Source organism: Streptacidiphilus melanogenes (assembly GCF_000787835.1).
Taxonomy (GTDB): Bacteria; Actinomycetota; Actinomycetes; order Streptomycetales; family Streptomycetaceae; genus Streptacidiphilus; species Streptacidiphilus melanogenes.
The window spans coordinates 119,384-142,455 of sequence record NZ_BBPP01000009.1 but is presented as its reverse complement, the minus strand read 5'-3'; the positions used below and the strand labels follow the sequence as shown (position 1 = coordinate 142,455).

At 71.4% G+C, this 23,072-nt stretch carries 20 protein-coding genes and 1 pseudogene; 6 read left to right on the top strand and 15 right to left on the bottom strand.

What is annotated here, in order from left to right; all coding sequences use genetic code 11:
- Positions 1 to 221 precede the first annotated feature (221 nt).
- Positions 222 to 518 carry a hypothetical protein gene (locus TR49_RS13000; protein WP_042381107.1) on the top strand — a complete coding sequence of 99 codons (297 nt, stop codon included), beginning with the start codon at positions 222 to 224 and terminating at the stop codon, positions 516 to 518.
- A gap of 90 nt (positions 519 to 608) precedes the next feature.
- Here TR49_RS13000 and TR49_RS12995 read toward each other — a convergent pair whose 3' ends face one another.
- Positions 609 to 1,127 carry a hypothetical protein gene (locus tag TR49_RS12995; RefSeq protein ID WP_042381105.1) on the bottom strand — a complete coding sequence of 173 codons (519 nt, stop codon included), beginning with the start codon at positions 1,125 to 1,127 and terminating at the stop codon, positions 609 to 611.
- Between TR49_RS12995 and TR49_RS42715 the strand changes: the two genes are divergently transcribed.
- A complete protein-coding gene (locus tag TR49_RS42715; RefSeq protein WP_152627230.1) occupies positions 1,126 to 1,602 on the top strand; it encodes a hypothetical protein in 477 nt (158 codons plus the stop codon). The two genes, TR49_RS12995 and TR49_RS42715, sit on opposite strands and share 2 nt — an antisense overlap.
- Positions 1,603 to 1,732: 130 nt before the next feature.
- On the top strand, positions 1,733 to 2,392 hold the full coding sequence (locus tag TR49_RS12990; protein WP_042381103.1) for a TMEM175 family protein: 660 nt from the start codon (positions 1,733 to 1,735) through the stop codon (positions 2,390 to 2,392).
- Positions 2,393 to 2,555: 163 nt separating this feature from the next.
- On the opposite strand, the gene TR49_RS12985 is transcribed toward TR49_RS12990, so the two are convergent.
- A complete protein-coding gene (locus TR49_RS12985; protein ID WP_042381102.1) occupies positions 2,556 to 3,296 on the bottom strand; it encodes a dienelactone hydrolase family protein in 741 nt (246 codons plus the stop codon).
- Positions 3,297 to 3,517: 221 nt separating this feature from the next.
- Complete coding sequence (locus tag TR49_RS12980; protein WP_042381100.1) at positions 3,518 to 4,873, bottom strand: pyridoxal phosphate-dependent decarboxylase family protein; 1,356 nt, start codon at positions 4,871 to 4,873, stop codon at positions 3,518 to 3,520.
- 104 nt (positions 4,874 to 4,977) lie between these two features.
- Between TR49_RS12980 and TR49_RS12975 the strand changes: the two genes are divergently transcribed.
- Positions 4,978 to 5,463, top strand: coding sequence for a MarR family winged helix-turn-helix transcriptional regulator (locus tag TR49_RS12975; protein WP_042381270.1), 486 nt, complete (start codon positions 4,978 to 4,980; stop codon positions 5,461 to 5,463).
- Positions 5,464 to 5,472: 9 nt separating this feature from the next.
- Here the strand turns inward: TR49_RS12975 and TR49_RS12970 are convergent, their stop codons facing one another.
- The 3 genes from TR49_RS12970 to TR49_RS12960 all read right to left on the bottom strand — a co-directional run bounded on the left by TR49_RS12970 (position 5,473) and on the right by TR49_RS12960 (position 9,103).
- On the bottom strand, positions 5,473 to 7,110 hold the full coding sequence (locus TR49_RS12970) for an MFS transporter (RefSeq protein WP_042381099.1): 1,638 nt from the start codon (positions 7,108 to 7,110) through the stop codon (positions 5,473 to 5,475).
- A gap of 118 nt (positions 7,111 to 7,228) precedes the next feature.
- The gene (locus tag TR49_RS12965) at positions 7,229 to 8,083 is read right to left on the bottom strand and encodes an ABC transporter permease (RefSeq protein ID WP_042381097.1); all 855 of its coding nucleotides are present in this window, start codon (positions 8,081 to 8,083) and stop codon (positions 7,229 to 7,231) included.
- A gap of 15 nt (positions 8,084 to 8,098) precedes the next feature.
- A complete protein-coding gene (locus tag TR49_RS12960) occupies positions 8,099 to 9,103 on the bottom strand; it encodes an ABC transporter ATP-binding protein (protein ID WP_052434252.1) in 1,005 nt (334 codons plus the stop codon).
- A gap of 140 nt (positions 9,104 to 9,243) precedes the next feature.
- Between TR49_RS12960 and sigJ the strand changes: the two genes are divergently transcribed.
- Positions 9,244 to 10,107: an RNA polymerase sigma factor SigJ gene (sigJ, locus tag TR49_RS12955; protein WP_042381093.1), complete on the top strand. Its 864-nt coding sequence runs from the start codon at positions 9,244 to 9,246 to the stop codon at positions 10,105 to 10,107.
- 35 nt (positions 10,108 to 10,142) lie between these two features.
- On the opposite strand, the gene TR49_RS12950 is transcribed toward sigJ, so the two are convergent.
- The 5 genes and pseudogenes from TR49_RS12950 to modA form a co-directional block, all read right to left on the bottom strand.
- Complete coding sequence (locus TR49_RS12950) at positions 10,143 to 10,658, bottom strand: ATP-binding protein (protein WP_084724850.1); 516 nt, start codon at positions 10,656 to 10,658, stop codon at positions 10,143 to 10,145.
- Between the two features lie 137 nt (positions 10,659 to 10,795).
- Positions 10,796 to 13,675 carry a helix-turn-helix transcriptional regulator gene (locus TR49_RS12945; protein WP_236653343.1) on the bottom strand — a complete coding sequence of 960 codons (2,880 nt, stop codon included), beginning with the start codon at positions 13,673 to 13,675 and terminating at the stop codon, positions 10,796 to 10,798.
- Positions 13,676 to 13,764: 89 nt separating this feature from the next.
- Positions 13,765 to 14,424 carry a GAF domain-containing protein gene (locus TR49_RS12940; RefSeq protein ID WP_160311591.1) on the bottom strand — a complete coding sequence of 220 codons (660 nt, stop codon included), beginning with the start codon at positions 14,422 to 14,424 and terminating at the stop codon, positions 13,765 to 13,767.
- Positions 14,425 to 14,550: 126 nt separating this feature from the next.
- Positions 14,551 to 18,803: pseudogene (locus tag TR49_RS12935) on the bottom strand (bifunctional nitrate reductase/sulfite reductase flavoprotein subunit alpha).
- A gap of 254 nt (positions 18,804 to 19,057) precedes the next feature.
- Positions 19,058 to 19,888 carry a molybdate ABC transporter substrate-binding protein gene (modA, locus tag TR49_RS12930; protein ID WP_042381090.1) on the bottom strand — a complete coding sequence of 277 codons (831 nt, stop codon included), beginning with the start codon at positions 19,886 to 19,888 and terminating at the stop codon, positions 19,058 to 19,060.
- A gap of 304 nt (positions 19,889 to 20,192) precedes the next feature.
- Here modA and TR49_RS12925 point away from each other — a divergent pair, with 304 nt between their 5' ends.
- Positions 20,193 to 20,612, top strand: a complete 420-nt coding sequence (locus tag TR49_RS12925) for a TOBE domain-containing protein (RefSeq protein WP_042381088.1) — start codon at positions 20,193 to 20,195, stop codon at positions 20,610 to 20,612.
- Between the two features lie 17 nt (positions 20,613 to 20,629).
- Here the strand turns inward: TR49_RS12925 and crcB are convergent, their stop codons facing one another.
- From crcB to TR49_RS12905, 4 genes are all read right to left on the bottom strand, one after another.
- Positions 20,630 to 21,004 (bottom strand): fluoride efflux transporter CrcB, encoded by a 375-nt coding sequence (gene crcB, locus TR49_RS12920; protein WP_042381087.1) that lies wholly within the window; start codon positions 21,002 to 21,004, stop codon positions 20,630 to 20,632.
- Positions 21,001 to 21,363 (bottom strand): DUF190 domain-containing protein, encoded by a 363-nt coding sequence (locus TR49_RS12915; protein WP_042381265.1) that lies wholly within the window; start codon positions 21,361 to 21,363, stop codon positions 21,001 to 21,003. The genes crcB and TR49_RS12915 overlap by 4 nt, the downstream gene beginning before the upstream one ends.
- On the bottom strand, positions 21,360 to 21,839 hold the full coding sequence (locus TR49_RS12910) for a fluoride efflux transporter FluC (RefSeq protein WP_042381085.1): 480 nt from the start codon (positions 21,837 to 21,839) through the stop codon (positions 21,360 to 21,362). The genes TR49_RS12915 and TR49_RS12910 overlap by 4 nt, the downstream gene beginning before the upstream one ends.
- Before the next feature lie 182 nt (positions 21,840 to 22,021).
- Positions 22,022 to 23,002 (bottom strand): zinc-binding dehydrogenase, encoded by a 981-nt coding sequence (locus TR49_RS12905; protein WP_042381084.1) that lies wholly within the window; start codon positions 23,000 to 23,002, stop codon positions 22,022 to 22,024.
- Positions 23,003 to 23,072 lie beyond the last annotated feature (70 nt).

Here is a 23,072-nt window from a genome sequence, read left to right as displayed (position 1 = left end):
CAGCACGAACAGCCCCAGCCAGGTAGCGACGACCACAGCCGCCGCCCGAGCGGCAGCCGCCGTGAACCCCATAACTCCCCCTCGTGGCAGTACCGGCATCGGAGGCGCGCAGCACGCTCACGGTGTGCTGCCCGCTCGCTGACAGGCTATCTGCGATATCGCGGCACAGCCCGATGCTGTCCATGCCCTCCTGGACGCGCACCACAAGCTGGTGAGTCCTGGTGGCGCTCGGCGTCGCGGTGGCTGTCACCCGGACCAACGATCCCGGCCCGTCGGCGAGCCAGGCTTACCACTGGGGCTACGGGGAGGCTCAGGGGCCGGACCGGGCGAAGTTCCTGAACATCAAGACGCCCCTCACCGACCAGGGCACAGCGGCGAGCGACTGTGATCGCTTCCTCTGGGAATACGCGAACGACAACCCCGTGATGATCACGGACGTCCAGCCCTGGCACGACGCCGTGAACGGATGTGTGGACGATCTCATGGGGCGCAAGGAGCACGCATACAGGCAGCGCTAGGCGCGGGCGCGGACTCTGCCGCCGTCGCGAACTGAGGCTGTGTATGCGACACGCTCGGCGGCCCCGGCCCAGGTCGTCGAAACAGCTGTGTCAGTCGTCGGCGGCAACCAAGAGCGCGAGGGTGCCTGTTCGGCGGTCGATAAGGATGAGTTCGTGAAACTCGATGTGGATGGGGCCGTGGTCATGGCGCGCGTCTTCGGGGAGAGCCCCGAGCGCGTACAAGCTCGTCGCTTGGCGGATCGGTGCGTAGACCGACTCGCGCAACCTCATGTCGAGATCCGGGGGAAGCGCGACGCCATCGGTGGCCCAGGTGTGGACCATGCTGGTCGCAGTCGACTCGTCGACGGCCGTGTAGGTACGGGGAGTGATCCGGTCCGACCACCACTGGCCGTGGCGTGGTTCAAGCCAGACGCCGGCTCCGTCGTAGGTGTCTCGGAACTCCGGGTGGGCGATCAGGGCCGCCAGTAGGTCCCGGTCGGTTGGCGAGTCGGCTGGCAGATGGAATCGCTTGATGTGCACCCATCGGTATCCGTGGCCGCGACCATCAGGGAAGTCGAAGTCCTTGAAGTTGATGAAGGGACTGTCCCAGTGAGTGAGCGAGTGGTGCATGCCGGTCAGCTTCGCCCAGGAGATCGGATGGGCAAAATCGCAGGTGGACGGGGTTGCCAGTCCTTGCCCGGCAATTGCGCCGCTTAACCCGCCAACTCAGGCACCCATCCGCCAACTGGAGCGCTCAGTCACAGCGAATCCGACATCGCCGGTGGCATCGACCCGACGTATACTCGAATACATGTTCGATACTCATCCGGCTCCGAATCCGTCGCTCAACCAGGATGTGCCGGACGGGTGGCCGGTGCGGCTGAGGTGTGCCGCGGCACCGACCGGCGCTGACCCCTGCTCCACGCGCCGCCGGGACGCGCTTGTCGCGATGGCCGACGGAACCTGGGAGGAGGCCGTCGTCTGGGCCTGGACCTGGAACGGCGAAGGCAAGCCGGTGCGGTGGCGATGCCAGATCGAGGTCGGCGGCCACGTCCGCTGGTACGTCCATGACGAGTCCCTGATCAGGACCTTCGAACCCCGATGAGCGTCCGACTCCGGCGTGTTGCGAGCGGGGGAGCGCAGGACGCTCTGGAAGGCTGCTGGGATCACGAACCGGCAGATCGGCTGCCCGTCAAAGGAGCCGTTCCCCGAGGTGTGCGAAGGCAGGGAGCGGTATGTCCGCGCAGGCGTCGGGTGCGGCCGAGGAGGGGTCCGGGCACGGATCCGAACGGGATGCCGAGGGCAGTCCGGAACGCCTGATCGCGCTGTCGGACGGAATCTACGCGATCGCGATGACCCTGCTCGTCCTGGACGTGCAGGTCCCCGACGGACTGGACCCCGCAGGGTTCCGGCATGCGATCAGCCACCTCTGGGCGCAGCTGGGAGCCTACGTGTGGAGCTTCTACATCATCGGGGCCTTCTGGCGCGACCAGCGGAAACTGTTCCTGCGGATGCGCCGCGTCGACACGACCGTCCTGCGACTCACTCTGGCGGCGCTCGGAGCGATCGCGCTGCTGCCCTTCCCCACGGCACTGCTGGCCGAGTACCGCGAGCAGTCCCTCGCCGTCGCCCTCTACGCGGCCGCGATCACGATTGCCGTCGCGCTCCACATCTCCATCGCCACGACCGTCTGGCGACGTGAACACCTGCAGGCGCGGCACATCACCGACGAGCTCGGGCGCAGCGTGATCCGGGACCTCTCCGCCACCGCGATCGTCTTCGGCGTGTCCGTTCCCGTCGCCTTCGTCTCGCCTCATGCGGCGGTCGGGGTGTGGCTGCTGCTGATCCCCGCCAAGTTCGTGACCGGACGCCGGCTGCGGGCCGCGCGGCGGTAGGTGTCGGTTCGTCGACCGGGCGGCGGTGCCTCGTGCAGCGTGGGCCCCGCCGAGTCGGCAGAGCCCACGCTGCAGACGCCGGACGAGCGCTGAGGCCTTCGCTCGACAGGCGTCGTCCCGGCCAGCGCGGCTCACCGTCCGCCGGTGGCCCGATGGCGCGGTCTCACTTCAGGTGGCGGGCGAAGAACTGGGCCGCAGCGTCCCCCGCGAACTGTGGGACGCCGGTGTGTCCGCCCATGTTGGCGTGCAGGGACTTCTCCCTGGAACCGAAGGCGTCGAACAGGTCCAGGGCGGCCTGCCGGTCGTTGCCCTCGTCGTCCCACTGCAGCAGGACGTGCAGCGGAATGGTGACTCGGCGGGCCTCCTCGAAGACGGCGCGCGGCACGAGACTGCCGGCGAACAGGCCGGCGGCCACGATGCGCGGCTCGACCGCCGCGAGGCGGACGCCGATGGAGATCACTCCCCCTGAGTAGCCGACAGGGCCGCCGATCTCGGGCAGCGACAGGAGGGCGTCCAGGGCTTCCTGCCATTCCGGGACGGCCCTGTCGACGAGCGGCAGGACAAGGGCGTCGATGATCTCGTCACCGACCGGCTCGCCGGCCTCCATGGCCCGGCGCAGGTCGGCGCGGGCCTGCTCGACGGCGGGCCAACGGGGCCGGTCACCGCTCCCGGGAAGCTCGATGGTGGCTGCGGCGAAGCCGTCCGCCGCGGCTTGCCGGGCCCGCCCCACCAGCCGGGGGTACATCCTGCTCAGGCCGAGCGGCGGGTGGCCGAGCAGGATCAACGGCACCGGTGCGGTCGCGGAGGCGGACTCCGGCGTCCACAGGATGCCGGGGATCTCGCCGAGGGTGAATGCGCGCTCGACGAGACCCTCGTCGAGCCGCTGCTCAGAAGTGAAATGCATGGTCGTGCCTTTCGGGAGTGCACTCCTACGGCGCTCCCGGACGACCTATCGCCCGACCGTGACCCCGGAGGGGAGCACCCATGTCGATACTGCGTTCACGGGTACCACCTCCTCGTTCTCTCGCACGGCCTCCGGAAACGTAGCAGTGGTCGCGACGGTCCGCCAAACGGTTTCTGTGGGCGGCCCGGCGGGCGCCGACCAGGGCCGGGGAGCGGTCGCTGTCACAGGAGCTTCTCCACCTGGGTGTGGAGCTGGTGGACGTGCTGTTCGCTCTCGGGCTTCATCAGGACGCTGCGCAGGATGCGGGCGCCGTCGGTGTCGCGGCGGACGGCGGGGTGGCGATGTGCGAAGGCGTCGGCGGAGGCACGCAGGGTGCTGAGGAAGACCGGGTCGGGGGCGGTCATCCCCTGGGCGAGGACGCGCGCCGAGGCCTCGTCGATGGCGGACAGGGCGGCGGGTTCGACGGCGGGGAAGTAGCCGACGATGTCGAGTTCGGGCTGCTGGTAGAGGGTCAGCGCATCGGACCCGTCGATGAGTTCGGCCCAGGTGAGGGCCGCGCGGCGCCCGGCGGCCAGGACGCGGCCCAGTCCCTGCAGGGTGGGTGGCAGCAGGCGGAAGGTGAGCCACAGCGCGGCGGCCGACGCTCCGGCGCGGGAGCACTCCAGGCTGATCTCGCCCAGATGCAGGTCGGTGGAGGTGAAGTAGGTGTAGGGGGAGTCGTGCAGGTAGAAGCGGCCGACGTCGGGGTCGCGGAAGAGCACGGCGCCGCAGCCGTAGGGCTGGAGCCCGTGCTTGTGCGGGTCGACCACCACCGAGTCGCACTGGGCGACGGCCCGCCAGGGCTGCGGCGGGAGTCCCTCCGGCCCGTCGGCGCCGGCCAGCAGGGTGAAGAAGCCGCCGTAGGCGGCGTCCAGGTGGATCCGGGCTCCGTAGCGCCGGCACAGCGGGAGCGCCTCGTGCACCGGGTCCACCGCGCCCAGGCCGGTGGTGCCGGTGGTGAGCACGACCGTGCCGACCCGGCCGGTCGCCAGCACAGCCTCCAGGGCCTGCAGGTCGATGCGTCCCGATCCGTCGGCGGGTACGGGGTGTCCCTCGACGCCGAGGACGCCGCACATCCGGCCGTGGGTGTAGTGGGCTTCGGCACTGTAGGCGACGCCGAGGCCGGGATGGCTCTCGCGGGCGACGAAGAGGGCCTCCAGGTTGGCGATGGTGCCGCTGGTGGTGAGGTGCCCGAGGTGGGTGTCGAAGCCGAACATGGCGGCCAGTTGGGCGACGGCCTCGCGTTCCATGGCCGCGGTGGCGGGGCCGCCGTCCAGGGCGTGGTTGTTGGGGTTGATCAGCATCGCGGTGAGGTAGCCGACCACGGCGGCGGGGTGCGGTGGCTTGAGCATCTGGCCCGCGTAGCGCGGGTGGAAGAACGGATAGTTGTCCCGCAGGCGTTCGGCGAACTCGGCGAACGCGGGCGCGAAGTCCTCGTCGGCGACGTCGAGCGCGGAATGCGGCTGGTAGGGGCCGAAGCCGTCGGACCACTGACGTACCGTCAGGGTCGCTTCGTGCAGCCAGCGGTCGAGATCCATCACTGCCGCTCCTTACCGTGTGGCGGGTGAGATGCGGCTCACCGTAGGATTTACCTGAGCAGTAAGCAAGTGAGTGGTCAGGAATTGGACGGAGGATGGCGCAGATGGACTCCCAGCGAGGCGCGGACCGCGAGGCGGCACGGGCGGCCGAGAGCGATCTGGTGCGCGAGATGGGCCTGCTGGTCAAGGCGGCCGGCGGCGTGGAGCAGCGGATCGATGCGGCCCTTCGGGCCCGCTGCGGGATCCACCACACCATGTTCGAAGTCCTGATCGAGCTGTGCCGCAAGCCCGGCGAGGGACTGTCCCAACGTGCCCTCGGCGCCGAACTCGTCCTGACCAGCGGTGGTGTCACCCGGCTGATCGACCGCATGGAGGAGGTAGGCCTGGTCCGTCGTCGGCCGTCACCCACGGATCGCCGAGTGACCGTGGTGACGGCCACCGCCCGGGGGTGCGAGGTCTTCGTCCAGGCGGCCGCGGTCCACGCCGAAGTCGTCCAGGAGTACCTCGTCAAACCGGTCGCGTCAGGCGACTACACCACCCTGGTCCGCGCGCTGAACGCGATCAGCGACGCCGTCGGCGGCGACGCGTAGCGCGGGACGTCAGTCGTCGGGACGGTGCGCGGATCCGGGCTGCGTCGTGGGGATGCGTTGCACGAAGAACAGCCCGACGAGCCCGGTGAGGGCCAGGATCGCCAGGGCCACCTTGAGACCGTCGATCCGGGCGTCGGCGTTGGCGTCGAGCGCGGCCTGGGAGGCCTCCGAGCTCGCGCCGGACTTGTCGAGCGCGGCCTGGAGCTGGGCGTCCGAGACGAACGGGACGCCGGCGGAGAGCTGGACGGTGGCCTGGCTCTTGGCCTCGGCCGGGATCGCCGGGCTCTGCTCCACGTTGCTGAGGAAGGACGAGGTGAGCACGGCGATCATGACGGATCCGGCGAGGGCGGTGCCGATGGAGGCGCCGAGGTTGGTGACGGTGTTCTGCACACCGCCGACATCGGCGCTCAGCTCGTCCGGCACCGCGGAGACCGTCACCGACCCGAGCTGGGAAGCCAGCGCCCCCATGCCGAGACCGACGAGCAGGAGCGGCACCGTGGTGACCTCCGCTCCGGAGCTGGTGTCCAGGGCCGCCATCAGCGTCACGGCACCGGCGACCATCGCCAGCAGACCGATCCGGACGACGGCCCGCGGGGACACCTCCGGGAGCAGGCGCGGGATGCCGACCGCCGCCGCCAGCAGGGTCAGCGACAGGGGCAGGATGCGGACCCCCGTCTCGAGGGCGGAGAGGCCGAGCGCGACGGACAGGAACAGCGGGACGACGAAGAACACACCCATCTGGATGAGGTACTGGAAGAAGAACATCGTCAGGCCGCCCGAGAGTTGCCGGTTGCGCAGCAGGTCGGGGTCGACCAGGGGTTCCTTGCCCTGCCTGGCCAGGCGGTGCTCCCAGCGGAAGAACAGCCAGATCACGAAGAGGCCCGCCAGCATCAGCCAGACGACCGGCGAGAAGCCGAACCAGGACGGCTTGCCCGGCTTGGGGCTGAACCAGCCCCACTCGTCCGACCGCAGCACACCGTAGACGAAGCCGCCCAGCCCCAGAGCCGACAGCACCGCGCCCACGACGTCGATCCGCGGACGTCGATCAGGTGGGGCGTCGGCCACCCGACGTGCGAGCGCAAGGATGCCGACGACCATCACGACCTCTCCGGCGAACACCCACCGCCACGAGAAGTACGTGGTCGCAATGCCGCCGATGAGCGGCCCGAGCCCGATCGCGATCGCCCCGGCGGCCGCGACCAGCCCGTAGGCGGCCGGCCGCTGCCGCTCCCCGAAGTTCCCGGCGACCAGCGCGACGATCGCGGGCAGGATCAGCGCCGCGCCGACGCCCTCCAGGAACGACCAGCCCAGCAGGAGCACCGGCAGGTTCGGCGCGATGGCGGTGGTGAAGGAGCCGAGGGCGTAGACCACGCACCCGATCATGAAGGCCCGCTTGCGGCCGATGATGGCGCCGACCTTGCCGCCGGGGATCATGAGCACGGCCATCACCAGGGTGTAAGCCGTGATCGCACCCTGGATTCCGGTCACGGAGGTGCCCACGTCCTTCGCGACGGTCGCGATGGACACGTTCATCACCGAGCTGTCGAGCGCCATCAGGAACTGTCCCGAGGCGAGCGTCAGCAGGACAAGCCTTGCGGCACCGGTCATCACGGACGAGCCGTTCGATGCCTCGGTCTTCTCAGCCATGCCGCATTGTCACCCCGGGGGCGTACGGCTTCGGCCCGCCCCGCCGGGACGTCCGCGAACCTTGACCGCTCGGACACCCGAACAGCAGGGAGGACCAGGAACCCAGGCCGGCTCGGCGTCAGGTGACGGCGCTGCGGCGGAAGGTACGCAGGGACAGGGCGGTCAGCACCGTGGCCCAGGCGGTGAGCACGAGGAGGCTCAGTCCGGCCGCGGTGGCGGTGTCGCCGACTCCCCAGATGTCGTGCAGGCCGTGGCCGTTCGGGTCCAGGAGCCCGTAGCGCAGCAGGGCGAGGGCATGGGTGGTGGGCAGGGCGCGGGCGACGGCGGCCAGTCCGGCGGGCATGGCGGTGACGGGGAAGAGGGATCCGGCGAGGAACCAGGGGAGGATCGCGACCACCGGGGTCAGGCCGACGTACTCCTCCTGTGTGGGGATGCGGTTGGCCAGGATCTCGGACACGCCGTACATGAAGACCGTGAAGGCCAGGACGGCGGCGGCGAACCAGCCGAAGCCGGCGGCGGTGACGTCGAGCCGGGCGCCGCGCGCCCACCCGGCCAGCAGGAGCGCCGCGACCTGGAGCAGGCTGGTCAGCAGGGCCACCGCCAGGTTGCCCAGCACGATCAGGGAGCGGGGGACGGGGGCGGCGATCAGCTCGCGACGGGCACCGGCCGTGCGGTCCACGATCACCCCGATGCCGGCGAAGGTGCAGCTGAGCGGAATGAGCAGACCGATCGTCCCGATGATGACGTAGGAGCTGTAGTCGACGCCGCCGGGGCCGCTCGTCGGGATGAGCCGTGCCAGTGCCGGGGCGATCACCAGGGCGAACAGGATCGGTGTCACCAGGGGCGCGAGGACTTCGCGCGGGGTGTGGGCGCTGAGCGCGATCCGGCGGCGGGTCAGCGCCGCCCAGGCGGCGAGGGGCCGGGGACCGACGGTCGGGGCCGGGCGGACCAGGGGGAGGGTGAGCGTGGTCATGGTGGGCTCCGTGGCTCAGTCACCGGTCAGGCTGCTGCCGGTGAGCTGCAGGTAGACGTCGTCGAGGGTGGGTCGGCGGGTGGTGAAGGACGAGGCGCCGTCGCCGAGCGCCGCGAGGGTGTCGGCGGCCTCGCGTGCAGATCCGGCCAGGGGGACGGTCAGCGTCGTGCCGACCGAGAACGCTGCTCCGTCGGCCAGGCCGCGAGCTCGCAGCAGCGCCAGCGCGCCCTGGTGGTCGCGGCTGCCGCGCAGTTCCAGCACCTCGGGGCCGAGCCGGGCGAGCAGCGCCGCCGGGCTGTCGAGTGCGACGATCCGGCCCTGGTGCACGACCGCGATCCGGTCGCACAGCCGCTCCGCCTCGTCGAGGTAGTGGGTGGTCAGCACTGTGGTCATCGCAGAACGGGACCGCAGACGGCCGATGAGGTCGAGCAGCTCGTACCGGATCCGGGTGTCGAGGCCGACCGTGGGCTCGTCCAGGAACAGCACCCGTGGCTCGGACACCAGGGCGCGGGCGATCTCCAGGCGACGTCGCTCGCCGCCGCTGTAGGTGTCCACCGGCCGGTCCAGGAGAGCGTCCAGGCCGAAGGCGTCGGCCAGCTCGGCGGTCCGGCGGGCGGCCGAGGTCGACGGCACGCCCCACAGCTGTGCGTGCAGGCGGATGTTGCGGCGGCCGGTCATCGCGCGGTCGAGGACGGAGTCCTGGAAGACGACGCTGCTGGCAGCCCGTGCGGCGAGCGGCTCGGTGACGACGTCGTGGCCGGCCACGTACGCGGTGCCGGAGGTCGGGGTGACCGCGGTGGTGAGCATGCCGATGGTGGTGGACTTCCCCGCGCCGTTGGGCCCGAGCAGTCCGAAGACCTCGCCGCCGTCCACGGTGAAGTCGACGCCGGCCACGGCGCGGACACCGTTCGGGTAGACCTTGGTCAGCTGCCGGACCTCCAAGGCCGGTCCCTCGGCGCCGGGCGGTGCGGACCCCTGTCGTGCGGGCGCGGGACCTGCGGCGATGTGGCGTACTGGCATGGTGGACCTCCTTGGCTCTGCCCCGACCAGGAAGACGTCCGGCGCCTGCCGAACGTGACGGCTGTCACGAACGGGGGGTCCGGGACGTCTACTACAGGAAGACCGGCAGGGACGGGAACCCACCGCATCAGGAGGCCGCGATGACGGACCGGGAACGGCTGGCGGAGCAGTTCGAGCTCGCCCGGCCGCACCTGCGGGCGGTCGCCTACACCGTGCTGGGCTCCGTCGCCGAGGCCGAGGACGCCGTCCAGGAGTGCTGGCTGCGCCTCGACCGCAGCGACGCCGGCACCATCGACAACCTCGGCTACTGGCTGACGACCGTCGTCGGGCGCATCAGCCTGGACATGCTGCGGGCGCGCCGGCGCCGCCGCGAACACGAGACCGGTACCTGGCTGCCGGAACCGGTCGTCGAGACGGCCGAGCCGGGGCCCGAGGAGCAGGCCGTCCTCGCCGACACCGTCGGACTGGCCCTGCTGGTCGTCCTCGAGAGCCTGGGGCCGTCCGAGCGTCTGGCCTTCGTGCTCCACGACGTCTTCGCCCTGCCGTTCGACGAGATCGGCCGGATCCTGGACCGCAGCCCCGAATCCGCCCGTCAGCTGGCGAGCCGCGCCCGTCACCGGGTGCAGGCCGCCCCCAGACCCGACGCCGATCCGTCCCGCCAGCGCCGGGTCGTGGACGCCTTTCTGGCCGCGGCCCGAGCGGGCGACTTCGAGGCGCTGCTGGACGTCCTCGCCCCCGACGTCGTCCTGCGCGGCGACCTCGGCAGGGCCGGACCTGCCGGGTTCCCGACCCGCGTCGGCGCCGACGCGGTGGCCCGTCATGTCCTGCGCACGGCACCACACTTCATCGCCCGCGCTCACCCGGTCCTGGTGAACGGAGCCCCCGGCCTGCTCTTCGGCACCCGGGAGGAGCCCCTGTCCGTCCTCGGCTTCACCGTGGTCGGCGGCCGGATCGCCGCACTCGACCTGATCGTGGACCCGGCCAAGCTGCGGCACCTCGCCTGAATCCGACGCGAGGGACGGGCCCAGGGCTCGCGTGTTCAGGCTGGGGGCGGCGCAACAGGGATGCTGGCGACGACCCGGGTGCCGACCGGCCCGGTGGAGGCGAGCCACCAGGTGGAGTACTGCGCGACGAGGTCCAGCCCCCGGCCGCACGGCGCGTCGTCGTCCTCGGGAACCAGACGCGGCGAGGTGCGGGTCCGCCACGTCCCGGCGTCCTTCACTTCGACACGGACCTCGGCACCGTCGTGGGTGATCAACACCGTGAGGTGGGGGCTGTCACTGTGGAGGACCACGTTGGTGACGAGTTCGGTGACCACCAGGGACACTGCGTCGACGGTGTCCGCGGGCACCGCCCAGCGGCGGGCGGCGTTGCGGGCGAAGTGCCGCAGGGCGGGAACGGCCGCGCGGACCGCCGCGCTGCTGCACAGCGCCGCGGTGGCGGCCGGGCGGGGCACCGGGTACCGGTCGGCAACGGTGACCGCGGTGACCGCGGTGACCGCGGTGTCGGCGGTGATGGCGGTGATGGCGGTGTCGGGATGGTGGACGGGGGCCATGCTCAGCTCCTCGGTGGTCCCGCGAGAGGTGCGCGCGGGCTCGCACTTCGACCGTGCAGTCCGTCCATGGGGTGCGGCTATGGGGAGTGGGTGATGGGCGTATACCCAAACCGGTCGATTCCCGCTGGGTGGGGCTGTCACCCGGTGTCGACCTGGAAGACCGTGGGGACGTTCCTCCGGGTCGTGCCCAGCTTCTTGAGCACGCTGGCGACGTGCTTCTCCACGGTGCGCGGCGACAGGAAGAGGGTCTGGGCGATGTCGTGGTTGGTGGCGCCGCGCGCGAGGAGCTCGGCGACCTGCTGCTCGCGCGGTGACAGCTCGTTCCCGTAGCCGCGTCCTCCGCCACGCGTCGGCTGCCCCAGACCGAGTTCCTGCATCCTGCGCTCACACCGCGCGACGGCGGCGCCGGCGCCGAGACGGGTGTAGACGTCCAGGGCCTCGCGCAGCGGGGCTTCGGCCGCCTGCGGGTCGGTCCGGGCCACAGCGCAGCCGTAGGCCTCGGTGGCCTGAGCCGCCTCGTACGGGCGGCCCATCTCCGTCAGCAGCAGCCGACCGGCCTGGAAGCGCTCGGCCGCCTGCAGTGGAGCGGAGTCCTGGAGCAGCGCGCCGCGGGCGTAGTGGAGCTCGGCCTGGGCCGCAGGCGAGTCCCGGCCCGCCAGGTTCGTCTCGAACTCGTCGGCCAACCGCTCGGCCGAGATCCGGTCGCCGCAGGCGAGCAGGGTGAGAACCGCGTGGGTGATCAGCGAGTTCGGCCGCGCCCACGCCCCGGCCTCGCGCAGGACGGCGACGGCCGGTTCGACGACCACGCGGGCGCCCTCCGCGTCACCCTGCCGGAGCAGGACCTCGGCCTGCACGGCCGCGGCGCGCAGCGAGATGTTCACCTCGAAGTGCCGCAGGGCGTGCTCGGCCGCGGAGTCGGCCAGCTCCTTGGCGAGCCCGCTGCGGCCCTCGGCCAGGGCGATCCGGGCGAGGCACATCGCGCTCTCGGCCTTCGGGGGAAACTCCGGGTAGGCCGCCGTGAGCGCGGCGAACTGCTCCTCCAGGCCGCTCCAACGTCCTGCGGCGCCGTCCAGCCACAGCAGGTCGACCATGCAGCAGCGTTCGATGCCCGGATTGCCCACCTGCCCGGCCAGCGCGCGGCTCTCCTGCAGGAGGTCGGTCGCGCGGGCGTCGTACCCGAGATCGATGGTGCTCTCGGCCACGTTGTGCAGGGCCCGGACGGTCTGGCGCAGCACCTCCAGGTCCTCGGACCGGCGCGGCAGCGCGTCCAACAGGGGCCAGACCGCGGGGTCGCCCTCGCGGGCCATCAGGCTCAGCCGGGTGGCCCGCACAGCTGCGCGGACCGCCTCGTTCGGGCTGTCGCTGACGAGCTGCTCGGCGCGTTCCAGCCACTCCTCGGCCCGCTCGGAGCCGGGGCCCCTCTCCCTGATGGCCAGCGCCGCCATCGCCCGTGCGGCCCGCTCCGGGCGGGCGGACAGTTCGTCGGCGGCCCGCTCGAGTTCGCTGAAGCCGGTCGCGTCGCCGTCGTGGTTGACGATGAGCAGCCCGAGGCCGAGCCGGATCTCTCCGAGTGTGGGTCCGGTCAGCTGGGGATCGGCCAGGATGCGGCGGAGGACGGCCGCGCTGGATTCGAAGTCCACTCCGAAGGCGGCGGCCCTCGCCAGCGCCAGGGCGGCTCGTGATCGCGGCTCTGCGGGGAGCCCCGGGCTCTGCAGGATCTGCCGGAGCAGGGTGGAGGCGGTGCCGGTGTCGCCCATGGCGGTCGCGTGGTCGGCTGCCTCCTCCGCGCGCCCCAGCCAGGCTTCGCGGTCTCCTGCGGCGCGGGTGTGGTGGGCGATCTGCACCAGCGGAGCGGGCGTCGTGGCCGAGAGGACCTCGACGGCCCGGCGGTGCAGGCGCGCGCGTCGCGGCCCGGAGATGTGGGTGTAGGCGACCTGCTGGGCGAGCGTGTGGCGGAACACGTACGCCCCGGAGTCCGTCTCGTGCAGGACGGAGGCCCTCAGCGCGTCGGTGAGTCCCTCGTGGCTCTGCTCGCGGTCCAGCCCGGCCACGGCCGCCAGGAGCGCCTCTTCGGCCGCGACGGCCAGGACCGCCGCGGCGTCGACGATGGCGGCACCGGACGGGGAGAGGGTGTCCAGGCGTTCGGTGACGGCCTCGCTGAGACCGCGCGGCACCTCCGCCCCGCGTAGCTCGGCGGCCAGGTCGCCGTGGTCGAGATGGCGCCCGGACTCGCAGAGGGTCAGCAGGTCCTCCTCGGCGACCAGGGGCAGGCCCTCGCTGCGCTCGTACAAGGTGGCGCCGAGGTCCTGCGGGGTGAACGCGCCGAGAGCGGCGACCGCGAGCCTGTCGATGTCGCTCCGGGTCAGCGGGCCGAGGCGGATCGTGGTCCCGCTGGTGCCGGGCGGCTGGCGGTAGGCGGCGCCCAGGACCGCGGTGCCGGGAGGAAGGTCCTCCGCCCGGTAGGTCAGCAGCAGGCCCAGTTGCTCCGGGAGGTCCCGGGCCAGCTGCAGGAGCAGGTCGCGGGTCGCGTCGTCGGCCCAGTGCATGTCCTCCAGGATCAGCACCGTGGGTCCGATGAGCGTCAGCAGTGAGCGCACCGCCTGGACGACTTGGTGGCGGCGGCCGGGCGGGTCGTCCGGGAGCGGGGGCGGCTGCGGCAGCCGGGCCGCGAGGTCCGGAAGCAGCGGAGCCAGCGCGCCGACCGTCGGCGGGATGCGGTCGAGCTCGGGGAGCCATGCCTCCACCGTGCGCAGCGCGCCCACGACCGGGCCGTAGGGGAACGGTTCGCGCAGGGGATGGCAGGATCCGCTGAGCACCCGCAGCCCCTCGCCGTCGAGCAGGGCGAGTGCCTCGTGGACCAGTCGGGACTTCCCGATGCCCGCCTCGCCCTGGATCATCACCACGGACGGCGGATGCCGGATCGCCGCGAGCAGCAGGTCGAGTTCCCGCTTGCGGCCGACGAACGTGAAGCCCCCGCCGGCGGCTGCGGCGGTGGCCTGCTCCAGGACCCCCGTCACCCGATCACCGCCCTTCTCCCGCCACGCTAATCCCGCAGGTGAGCCGGGGCAATCGGCACCTGTTCCGGGCTCCGGCAAAGCGGCCCCGGCTAGGGCGCGGAGGCACCGTCGAGGAGGCGGGCGACGGTGTCGCCGGCGAACCGGCCGTAGAGCTGCATGACCGGCAGGTCCTCTTCGGACGGGTCTCCCGGCCAGGGCGAGTGCGTCGAGACGACGCCGATCAGCTGGCCGGCGCCGTCGACCAGGGGCGTGGACTGGACCGCGCGGACACCGGCGAGACGGAAGACCTCCCAGTGCGGCTCCAACAACTGCTCGGCCCGGACGTCCGCCACGACGGTCTGGGTGCCTTGCCCAGCGGCCTGACCGCACACCGAGCCGTGGTCGCGGACGACGGCGAAGTGCTCCAGGAACGCGGGGCCGAAGCCGCTCTGTGCGACCAGGACCAGGGAGCCGTCACGCGGGTCCACGATCTGGACGTTCGCGAACTCGGCGGACATGAGCGTCATCGCGTCCTCAAGCATGTGATGCAGCGCGGACGCCATGCGAGGAGCCTCGCGCAGGGCCGCCACCGCCGCCCGCAGCCGGCGGGCCGTGGCCGACGGCGCCAGGCCGAGGTCGGCCGGCTCGGGCAGTGTCTCGGTGCCGCGTTCGATCGCGGTGTCCGGCAGTGAGAGCGTGCGGGCGGCAGCAGCCTGGTAGGGGGCCGACACGTAACGCAACGGCTCCAGCAGGTTCTGGCTTCGGCTCATGAACATCCAGACCACGTACCGCCGGTCGCGGGGGAGAGAGACACACCCGTGCTGCCAGACTACGTCCGCGTGGCATCGCCAGCGAGCCCTCACCGAACAGACCCGCGCGCCGATCGGCGTGGTTCCTCAGTACACGTCCCGGACGTAGCGCTTTTCGGCGACGAGTTGCTTGAGATACGCGGCGGCCTCGTCCTCGGCGAGGCCGCCGTGGGTGGTGAGGATCTCGCGCAGGGCCGCGTCGACGTCCTTGGCCATCCGGCCGGCGTCGCCGCAGACGTAGAAGTGGGCGCCGCTTCGCAGCCAGTCCCACAGGCGCGGGCCGTGTTCCCGCATCCGGTCCTGGACGTAGATCTTGTTGCGCTGGTCCCGGGAGAAGGCGAGGTCGAGGCGGTCGAGGTGGCCGGAGGCCTGGAAGGCGGCGATCTCCTCGCGGTAGTAGAAGTCGGTCGCCTCGCGCTGCTCGCCGAAGAAGAGCCAGTTCGGTCCGGTGTGGCCGCGGGCCTGACGGTCCTCCAGGAAGCCCACGAACGGCGCGACTCCCGTGCCCGGACCGAGCATGATCATGGGGGTGGCGGGATCGGCGGGCGGTCGGAAGTGGGGTGAGCGCTGGACGAAGACGGGGATCGGTCCGTCGTCGGCGTTGTCGGCCAGGAAGGCGGAGCAGACGCCTTTTCGGCTGCGCCCGAGGTCGTTCGCGTAGCGGACGACGGAGACGGTCAGGCGTACCTCGTCGGGGTGCGCCAAGGGGCTGGAGGAGATCGAGTACAGCCGGGGCTGGAGGCGCCTCAGGACCCCGGCCCATTCCGTCGCCCGGGCCCGGACGGGGAACGCGCCCACCAGGTCCACCGCCTGGAGGCCCCAACTCCACCTGGCGAGGGCGTCCTTGTTGTCAGGACGCAGCAGTTGTCGCAGTTCGCGGTCGCCTGCGCGTTCGGCGACGAAACGCAGCAGGTCCGGGGTGATCTTGGCGATCTCGAGCCGGGTGCGCAGCGCCTCGGCGAGGGGTAGCTCTCCCGCGTCGGGGACGGTCACGGCCTCCTCCGGGTCCAGCCCGGTGACGGCCAGCCATTCGGCGACGAGATCGGGGCTGTTGGCGGGACGCACGCCGAGGGCGTCGCCGGCCTCGTAGGCGAGGTCGCCGAGGCCCCGCCGCGGGTGGCGAACGCGAACTGCCGTACCTCCTTGGCGGATCCGGGCAGGCTGAGGAGCCGGTTGCCGACCAGCAGCGCACCGAACGGGGAGTCCTTGGAGTAGCCCGATCCGGCGGTCGGCGCCGGCGAGCTCCCGGGTGCAGCCGGCTCGGCCGGACCGGGCTGCGGGGACACCGTCGGGGTGGTGCCGGACGAGGTGGCCGCGGGTCGGCTCAAGGCGGTGAGGACCCGGTCGATCCAGTGACGCGCCGACTCGTCGTCGTCGGGTTCGCAGTCGGCGCGCTGCGCGATCCGGGTGGCCCCGAGCTCGCCCAGGCGTTCGTCCAGCCGCCGACCGTGGCCGCAGAAGTCGTCGTAGGTGGAGTCGCCGAGAGCCAGGACGGAGAATCGCAGCCGTTCGGCTCCCGGCAGGCCGCTCGTCGTGAGGGAGTCCCAGAAGGCGGATCCGTTGTCCGGCGCTTCTCCGTCGCCGAAGGTACTGGTGACCAGAAGCACCGGCACGTCGGGTGAGAGGGCGTGCGGGTTGGTGTCGTCCATGCTGAGCAGCCGCGGCGTCCAGCCCGCTTCGGCCAGGCGGGCGGCCGTCGCCGCGGCGGCTTCCTCCGCGTTTCCGGTCTGTGAGGCCCACAGGACGACGACCTCGGGCTGAACCTCGGGCTGGGGACGCAGTACTGCGTCAGTCGGCGCAGGCGGGGCGGCGGGGGACGGCTGGGCGTCGACTGCTGTTCGGGAGAACGTCCCGGCCAGCAGGCCGTTGACCCACATTGCCCGTTCGGGCGCGATCGGGGCGTCGGCGGGCAGCACGGGAAGCCGGGTGCCCGGCGGGGGAGCGGACTCCAGTGCCGTGAGGAATCCGGCCAGGTAGTGCCGCTCGGCGGGGGCGAAGGCCGGTGGGGCGAGGTCCGCGACGCCCAGCAGGCCGGCCAGTGCGGCGACCTGTTCGCTTCCGCGAGGGGCGGGTAGCGGGTCCGCCCGGTGCGTCGGCGTGGCCGACTGTGCGGTCGCCTGCGCGGTCGACGGCGCGGTGGGCGTGGACGGTGCGGGGACCGGCTTGAGCGAGACGGCGCAGACCTTGAACTCGGGCTGGAAGGAGACGGGGTCCACGGCGTCGTTGGTGACTGCGTTGACACTCAGGTACTCGCCGAACAGGTCGTTCCAGTGGAACGGTGCGAAGCAGTCGCCGGGCCGGACCCGGTCGGTGACCACGGCGGGAAGCACGGCGCGGCCGCGGCGGGAGGCGATCTCCAGGTGGTCGCCGTCGGCGACGCCGAGACGGGCGGCGTCCTCGGGGTGGATCTCGACGAAGGGGCCCCGGTTGAGCCTGGCGAGCTTGCTGATCTTCCCCGTCTTGGTCATGGTGTGCCACTGGTGCTGGAGGCGTCCGGTGTTGAGCACGAACGGGTAGTCGTCGTCCGGCAGTTCCGCCGCGGGCAGATGCGGGCGGGCGAAGAACTGCCCGCGGCCGCTCGCGGTGGGGAAGGCCAGCCGGGGCCTGCTGCCGTCCTCGCGCACGAGCAGCGTCTGGCTGACGCCGTCGTTGAGGTACCGGACCGGGTTGCGGTCCGGGCCCTCCGCCGTCGGCGCGGGCCACTGGACGGGCGTGCCGCGCAGGCGCTCGTAGCTGACGCCGCGCAGGTCCCAGCCGGTCGTCGGATTCCAGGCCTGCCTCAGTTCCTCGAAGACCTCCTCGGAGGAGGTGTAGCCGAAGGCGTCGGCGAAGCCCATCTCGCAGGCGACGCGGGCGATCAGCTGCCAGTCGGGCAGGGCCTGGCCGGGCGGGTCGACGATGCCCTGGACGAGGGTGAGGTTGCGTTCGGAGTTGACCATGACGCCGTCGGACTCGGCCCAGAGGGTGGCGGGCAGCACGACGTCGGCGTAGGCGTTGGTCTCGGTGTCGGCGAACACGTCCTGGGTGATGACCAGTTCGGCGGTTTCCAATGCGGCGATGACGGTCTTGCGGTTGGCGACGGAGGCGACGGGGTTGGTGCAGATGATCCAGCAGGCCTTGATGTCGCCGGCGGCCATCTGCTCGAACATCTCCACCGTGCCGCGCCCCGCCTCGGTGCGCAGCGTTCCGGCAGGGAGTTTCCACAGGTTCTCGACGAAGGCGCGGTCGTCGTCGACGAGCACGGACCGCTGGCCGGGCAGCCCCGGTCCCATGTAGCCCATCTCGCGTCCGCCCATGGCGTTGGGCTGGCCGGTCAGGGAGAACGGCCCGGAGCCGGGGCGGCAGACGGCGCCGGTGGCCAGGTGGAGGTTGACCAGGGCGTTGGTGTTCCAGGTGCCGTGGGTGGACTGGTTGAGGCCCATGGTCCAGCAGCTCATCCACTCGCCCGCCTCGCCGATCCACTGCGCGGCCTGCCGGATGTCGGCCTCGGCGAGGCCGGTGATCTCCGCGACTCTTGTGGGTGCGTAGTCGGCGAGGAAGGCGGGCATGCCGTCCCAGCCGTCGGTGAACTCGGCGATGAACTCGTCGTCCGTGTGGCCGTTCGCGACCAGCAGCTGCAGCAGGCCGTTGAGCAGGGCGAGGTCGGTGCCCGGCTTGATCTGGAGGAAGAGGTCGGCCTTGTCGGCGGTTGCGTTGCGGCGCGGGTCGACGACGATGAGCTTGGCGCCGGCGGCTTTGACCCGGTCCATCATGCGCAGGAACAGGATCGGGTGGCAGTCGGCCATGTTGGCGCCGATGACGAGGAACGTGTCCGCCCGGTCGAAGTCCCGGTAGGAGCCGGGCGGCCCGTCGGCGCCGAGGGAGAGCTTGTAGCCCGAGCCCGCACTGGCCATGCACAGGCGGGAGTTGGACTCGATCTGGTTGGTGCGCACGAATCCCTTGGCCAGCTTGTTGGCGAGGTACTGGGCCTCCAGGGACATCTGCCCGGAGACGTAGAACGCCAGCGCGTCCGGCCCGTGTTCGTCCATGATCGCGCGCAGTCGTCGGGCCACGGCGGTGACGGCGGCGTCGACGTCGGTCTCCACGGCCTCGGCGCCGCGCTCGGTGCGCACGAGCGCGGTGTGGGCGCGACCGGAGGCGGCCATCATGTCCACGCTGGTGGCGCCCTTGGTGCACAGCCGTCCCGCGTTCGTCGGGTGGGCCTTGTCGCCGGACGCCTTCACGGCGCGCCGCAGGCCGGTCGCCGGGTCGCGCACGGTGTCGAGCACGATCCCGCAGCCGACCCCGCAGTAGGAGCACACCGTCCGAACAGCCTGGGCCTGCGACTTCGGCAACGCCACCGGGCTTCCCCTCCCACGATCACGCCGGTCACCCCGTCTCGCGGGAACATGACGGACGGTGGGAGGCACCCACGACGATCACCGTAGGAAGAGCGGGTTTCCGGGCCGTCACGCCTCGGGCGCGCCCTGCGTTACACGGCCCGCACACCCACGCGCACCGGTCGTGAGGGAGCGTGGCCGTGAGGGCCACTCCTGTCCCCATGCACGACGGAGCCCGGGAGCAGCTTCCGGCTCCCGGGCTCCGCGACGGACGGCTACGACGCGGAAGGACTCGGCGAGGAGGACGCGGCCGTGGGCTTCCTGAATCCGGCGTCGCTGAGGACCTTCTGGCCTTCGGGGGACTCGACGAGGGCGACGAACTGCTGGGCCCCGGCGGCGTTGGGAGCGTGGGTGAGCGTGGCGATGGGGTAGTCGTTGATCGCCGAGGCGGCCTCGGGGAAGTTGACGCCGGTGACCTTGTTCCCGGCGCCCTTGACGTCCGTCTGGTAGACGAGCCCGGCGTCGGCCTCCTTGAGCTCCACCTTGGTCAGGACCGCGGTGACATCCTGCTCGTAGCTGACCGGGGTGACCGTCACATGGCCTGCGGCCAGAGCCTTCTGGGCCGCCGCGCCGCAGGGCACGGTCCTGGCGCAGAGCACGACCTTCAGCGACGGGCTGGACAGGTTCTGCAGGGTGGTGACGTGCTCGGGGTTGCCCGGCTCGACGGCGATCTCCAGCTCGTTGCTGGCGAACACGACCGGAGTGCCCGCCGCGTCGCCCTTGTCCGTCACGGTCTTCATGGTCGCGGGGCTGGCGGAGGCGAACACGTCCGCCGGCGCCCCGTTGACGATGCTGGCCGCAAGGGTGTCGCTGCCGCCGAAATTGAACACGACATGGGTGCCGGGATGCGCGGCCTCGAACATCTTGCCCAGCTGGGTGAAGGTGTTCTGCAGCGAGGCTGCCGCGAAAACCGTCACCGTGCCGCTGACGGACGGCGAAGCCGAGCTGGTCGAAGCCGCGGTCGTTTCCTTCGAGCCCCCGGAGGAACAGGCGCCGAGCGCCAGGACGGCAGCGGCAGCGACGCAGGCGCGGGTGGAGCGGTTCACATGGTCTCCCTGGCAGTCGGCACGTGGGCGTCCGACCACCGTAGAACGCGATATGCCAGGCACCACGGCCGACATGCCTGGCACTAGCCCAGCCGTATGACCTGTGGCCCTCGCAGCTGCGAGGGCCATGGGGGAGGCCTTGCACCTGCCAGGCGATCGCCGGAATCAGTGCCGAAATGCAGGAGGACACTCCGTCATTCCATCGCGAATGCTGTTCCCGACTCCTGCTGAAAAGAATGTCGGTAGAGTGGGAGATGAATCCAGAAAAAGCAGCTGACCCTATTTAAATGCGAGGTCGTCCGTAATGACGTTGAGCATTCGCAACCAGATCCCCGGCACCGTCACCTCCGTCACCACCGGTGAGGCCATGGCGACCGTCAAGGCGCGACTGGACGGAGGTCAGGAGATCACGGCTGCGATCACCGTGGACGCCGTCAAGGACCTGGGCCTGCACGAGGGCAGCGCCGTCCGCGCCGTCGTCAAGTCCACCGAGGTCTCGCTGGCGACCGGCTCCGTGTCCGGGCTGAGCATCCGCAACCAGATCCCCGGCACGGTCACCGACGTCGCCACCGGCAACGCCATGGCCACCGTCAAGGTCTCCGTCCAGGGCGGCGAACTCACCGCCGCCATCACCAAGGACGCCGTCACCGAACTCGGCCTCGCCGCCGGCTCCTCGGTGGTCGCCCTGATCAAGTCGACCGAGGTCGCGCTGGCCACCGCCTGACCCCCGGAAGCCTGCTGCTAGTGCCACATCGCCCGGGCCAGAGCGTTGCCCAGGAAGGCTGCCCCGAGGCCGGCCGCCAGGCTGCCGGCCACGTTGGCGACGGCGAAGAACCGTGCGCCCGTCTCGGCCAGGCGGAGCGTCTCGTAGGAGAAGGTCGAGTACGTGGTCAGGGCCCCGCAGAACCCGGTGCCAAGCAGCAACTGCACCTGCGTCGACGCGGCCCCCGCGTGAACGGCTCCCGCAGTCAGGCCCAGCACGAGGCTGCCGCAGACGTTCACGGCGAGGGTGCCCCACGGGAAGACGCTGTCGTGCCGGGACTGGACGGCACGATCCGTCAGATACCGTGCCGGGGCCCCGACCAGGGCTCCCGCGATCACGATCAGCCAGTTCATCCGGTCGCTCCCTCGGCGTACCTGCCCCTGCCGACGTAGCGGATCACCTCGACGTCGTCGAGGATCACCAGGCCCTCGCTCACCAGCTCGTCCAGCTGGGGCAGGAACGCCCGGACGCGCTCGGCCGAGTCCACGATGATGATCGCCACCGGCAGGTCCTCGCTGAGCGAGAGCAGCCGGGAGGTGTGCACCCGGGACGAGGCACCGAAGCCCTCGACGCCGTGGAAGACACTCGCGCCGGCCAGCCCGGCGGCGTGCGCGCGGTGGACGATCTCGCTGTACAGCGGCTTGTGGTGCCACACGTCCCCCTCGCCGATGAACACCGTCAGCCGCAGCGCCGATCCCGTCAGCCTCGTCATCGCGTCCTCCGCCCGATCGCCCACCGGGTCGCCGCGGCGGCGGCCCACACCGACAGCATCGCTGACACCGGCGTTCCGACCAGGTACCCCAGGCCGGTCGCCGTGTGGCCGCCGTCGACCAGGCGCTGGACGTCGACCGCGTAGGTGGAGAACGTGGTGAAGCCGCCCAGCACCCCGGTGCCGAAGAACGGACGCACCAGGCGGTGCGCCGTCCAGGCCTCGGTGATCAGCACCATGAACACGCCGATCACCGCGCATCCCGAGGTATTGATCACCAGGGTCGACCAGGGGAAGGCGTCCGGCGCGACCGGCCAGGCCAGGCCCAGTCCGTAGCGGGCGCAGGCGCCGACCGCCCCGCCCACCGCTACGACGGCCACCACGGGCAGCTGCCCGGAGAAGGAGGAGTGACGGAGCGCGAGGGGATCCAGGTCGGGATCGACACCTTCGGCCGCGGTCTCGGGTACGGGTCCGTCCACGGGGGGCACCTCTCCTACTCGCGGGCACCCCGACACGGCAGGATGCAGCTGTCACAAGTAGGGACCGTTGGCGGCCAGGGCCGCGGTTCGGATACGGCGGGCCCCACCGCCGCTCAGCGCGCAACGTGCTGCGTCCACCCTAACCGACACCGCGCCGGTCCGGCCGGATCCCGCTCCCGCTGTCAGTCGACTCTGACGACCATCTTGCCCAGCGCCGTGCCTGCCTCCATGGCGCGGTGGGCTTCGACGATCTCGTCGAAGCGGAAGGTCCGTGCCGGCCCTGCCGGCAAGGCTCCCGACGCGACCTTGTCGAGAATCGCATCCAGCGGGACGTCGCTGAGGGGGAACTCCGGGCTGCCCACGACGAAGGCGCTGCCGAAGAAGCTGAGCTGTACGCCGGTGGGCAGATCGGCGATCGGGTCGAAGTCACGGACCGGCTCGAAGCCACCGAGGAAGCCGAGCTGGCAGACCCGGCCGCGGGGGCGGACCACGGCGAGGGAGTCGCGCAGCACGTTGTTGCCGACGAGATCGAACACTGCGTCAACTGCGCTGCCACCGCCGTTGACCTGGGCGGCCAGCTGACCGCCGTCGATGAGGACGTCTTCGGCACCGAGCGCCTTCAGCAGTGGCGCGTGCGCCGGATTGCGGGTGCTGGCGAGCACTCTCGCGCCGTGGTCGACCGCGAGGTTGAGCGCGGCCTGGCCGAGGGACGAGGTCGCTCCCCGCACCAGGACCCGCTCGCCGGGGCGCAGGCCGAGGTTGCCGAACAGTCCCAACCACGCCGTGGCGTAGACCTCCGGCACGGCGGCCAACTCGGCCCATCCCAGGGGTGAGTTCACGACGGCCACGTTGGTGGCCGGTACCGTGACCAGCTCGGCGTAGCTGCCGTTCCGGGTGCGCCCCATGCCGCCGAGAATCGCCACGACCCGAGCCCCGGGGGCGAGTTGACCGGAAGGGTCGGCCTCGATGACTCCGGCGCACTCGATCCCCGGCACGGATGCGACGTCGCCCCAGGCGCCGGAGCGCATGTAGGCCTCGGCGTGGTTGAGGCCGAAGGCCTTGACCCGGATCAGCACCTCGCCATGCGTGGGCACGGGGTCGGGCAGATCGGTGATGCGCAGCACCTCGGGAGCGCCGTAGGCGGAGATGACGATGGCCTTCATTGAGCAGGCTCCATTCTTGAGCGATTGTTCAACTATGTGCGCCGAAAAAGAGGCCACCGGGTGCGGTGGC

Coding starts and splice junctions, on each gene's coding strand:
- TR49_RS42715 (WP_152627230.1), top strand. CDS start 1,126: ATGCCGGTCAGCTTCGCCCAGGAGATCGGATGGGCAAAATCGCAGGTG.
- TR49_RS12995 (WP_042381105.1), bottom strand. CDS start 1,127: ATGCACCACTCGCTCACTCACTGGGACAGTCCCTTCATCAACTTCAAG.
- TR49_RS12990 (WP_042381103.1), top strand. CDS start 1,733: ATGTCCGCGCAGGCGTCGGGTGCGGCCGAGGAGGGGTCCGGGCACGGA.
- TR49_RS12985 (WP_042381102.1), bottom strand. CDS start 3,296: ATGCATTTCACTTCTGAGCAGCGGCTCGACGAGGGTCTCGTCGAGCGC.
- TR49_RS12980 (WP_042381100.1), bottom strand. CDS start 4,873: ATGGATCTCGACCGCTGGCTGCACGAAGCGACCCTGACGGTACGTCAG.
- TR49_RS12975 (WP_042381270.1), top strand. CDS start 4,978: ATGGACTCCCAGCGAGGCGCGGACCGCGAGGCGGCACGGGCGGCCGAG.
- TR49_RS12970 (WP_042381099.1), bottom strand. CDS start 7,110: ATGGCTGAGAAGACCGAGGCATCGAACGGCTCGTCCGTGATGACCGGT.
- TR49_RS12965 (WP_042381097.1), bottom strand. CDS start 8,083: ATGACCACGCTCACCCTCCCCCTGGTCCGCCCGGCCCCGACCGTCGGT.
- TR49_RS12960 (WP_052434252.1), bottom strand. CDS start 9,103: ATGCCAGTACGCCACATCGCCGCAGGTCCCGCGCCCGCACGACAGGGG.
- sigJ (WP_042381093.1), top strand. CDS start 9,244: ATGACGGACCGGGAACGGCTGGCGGAGCAGTTCGAGCTCGCCCGGCCG.
- TR49_RS12950 (WP_084724850.1), bottom strand. CDS start 10,658: ATGGCCCCCGTCCACCATCCCGACACCGCCATCACCGCCATCACCGCC.
- TR49_RS12940 (WP_160311591.1), bottom strand. CDS start 14,424: ATGAGCCGAAGCCAGAACCTGCTGGAGCCGTTGCGTTACGTGTCGGCC.
- TR49_RS12925 (WP_042381088.1), top strand. CDS start 20,193: ATGACGTTGAGCATTCGCAACCAGATCCCCGGCACCGTCACCTCCGTC.
- crcB (WP_042381087.1), bottom strand. CDS start 21,004: ATGAACTGGCTGATCGTGATCGCGGGAGCCCTGGTCGGGGCCCCGGCA.
- TR49_RS12915 (WP_042381265.1), bottom strand. CDS start 21,363: ATGACGAGGCTGACGGGATCGGCGCTGCGGCTGACGGTGTTCATCGGC.
- TR49_RS12905 (WP_042381084.1), bottom strand. CDS start 23,002: ATGAAGGCCATCGTCATCTCCGCCTACGGCGCTCCCGAGGTGCTGCGC.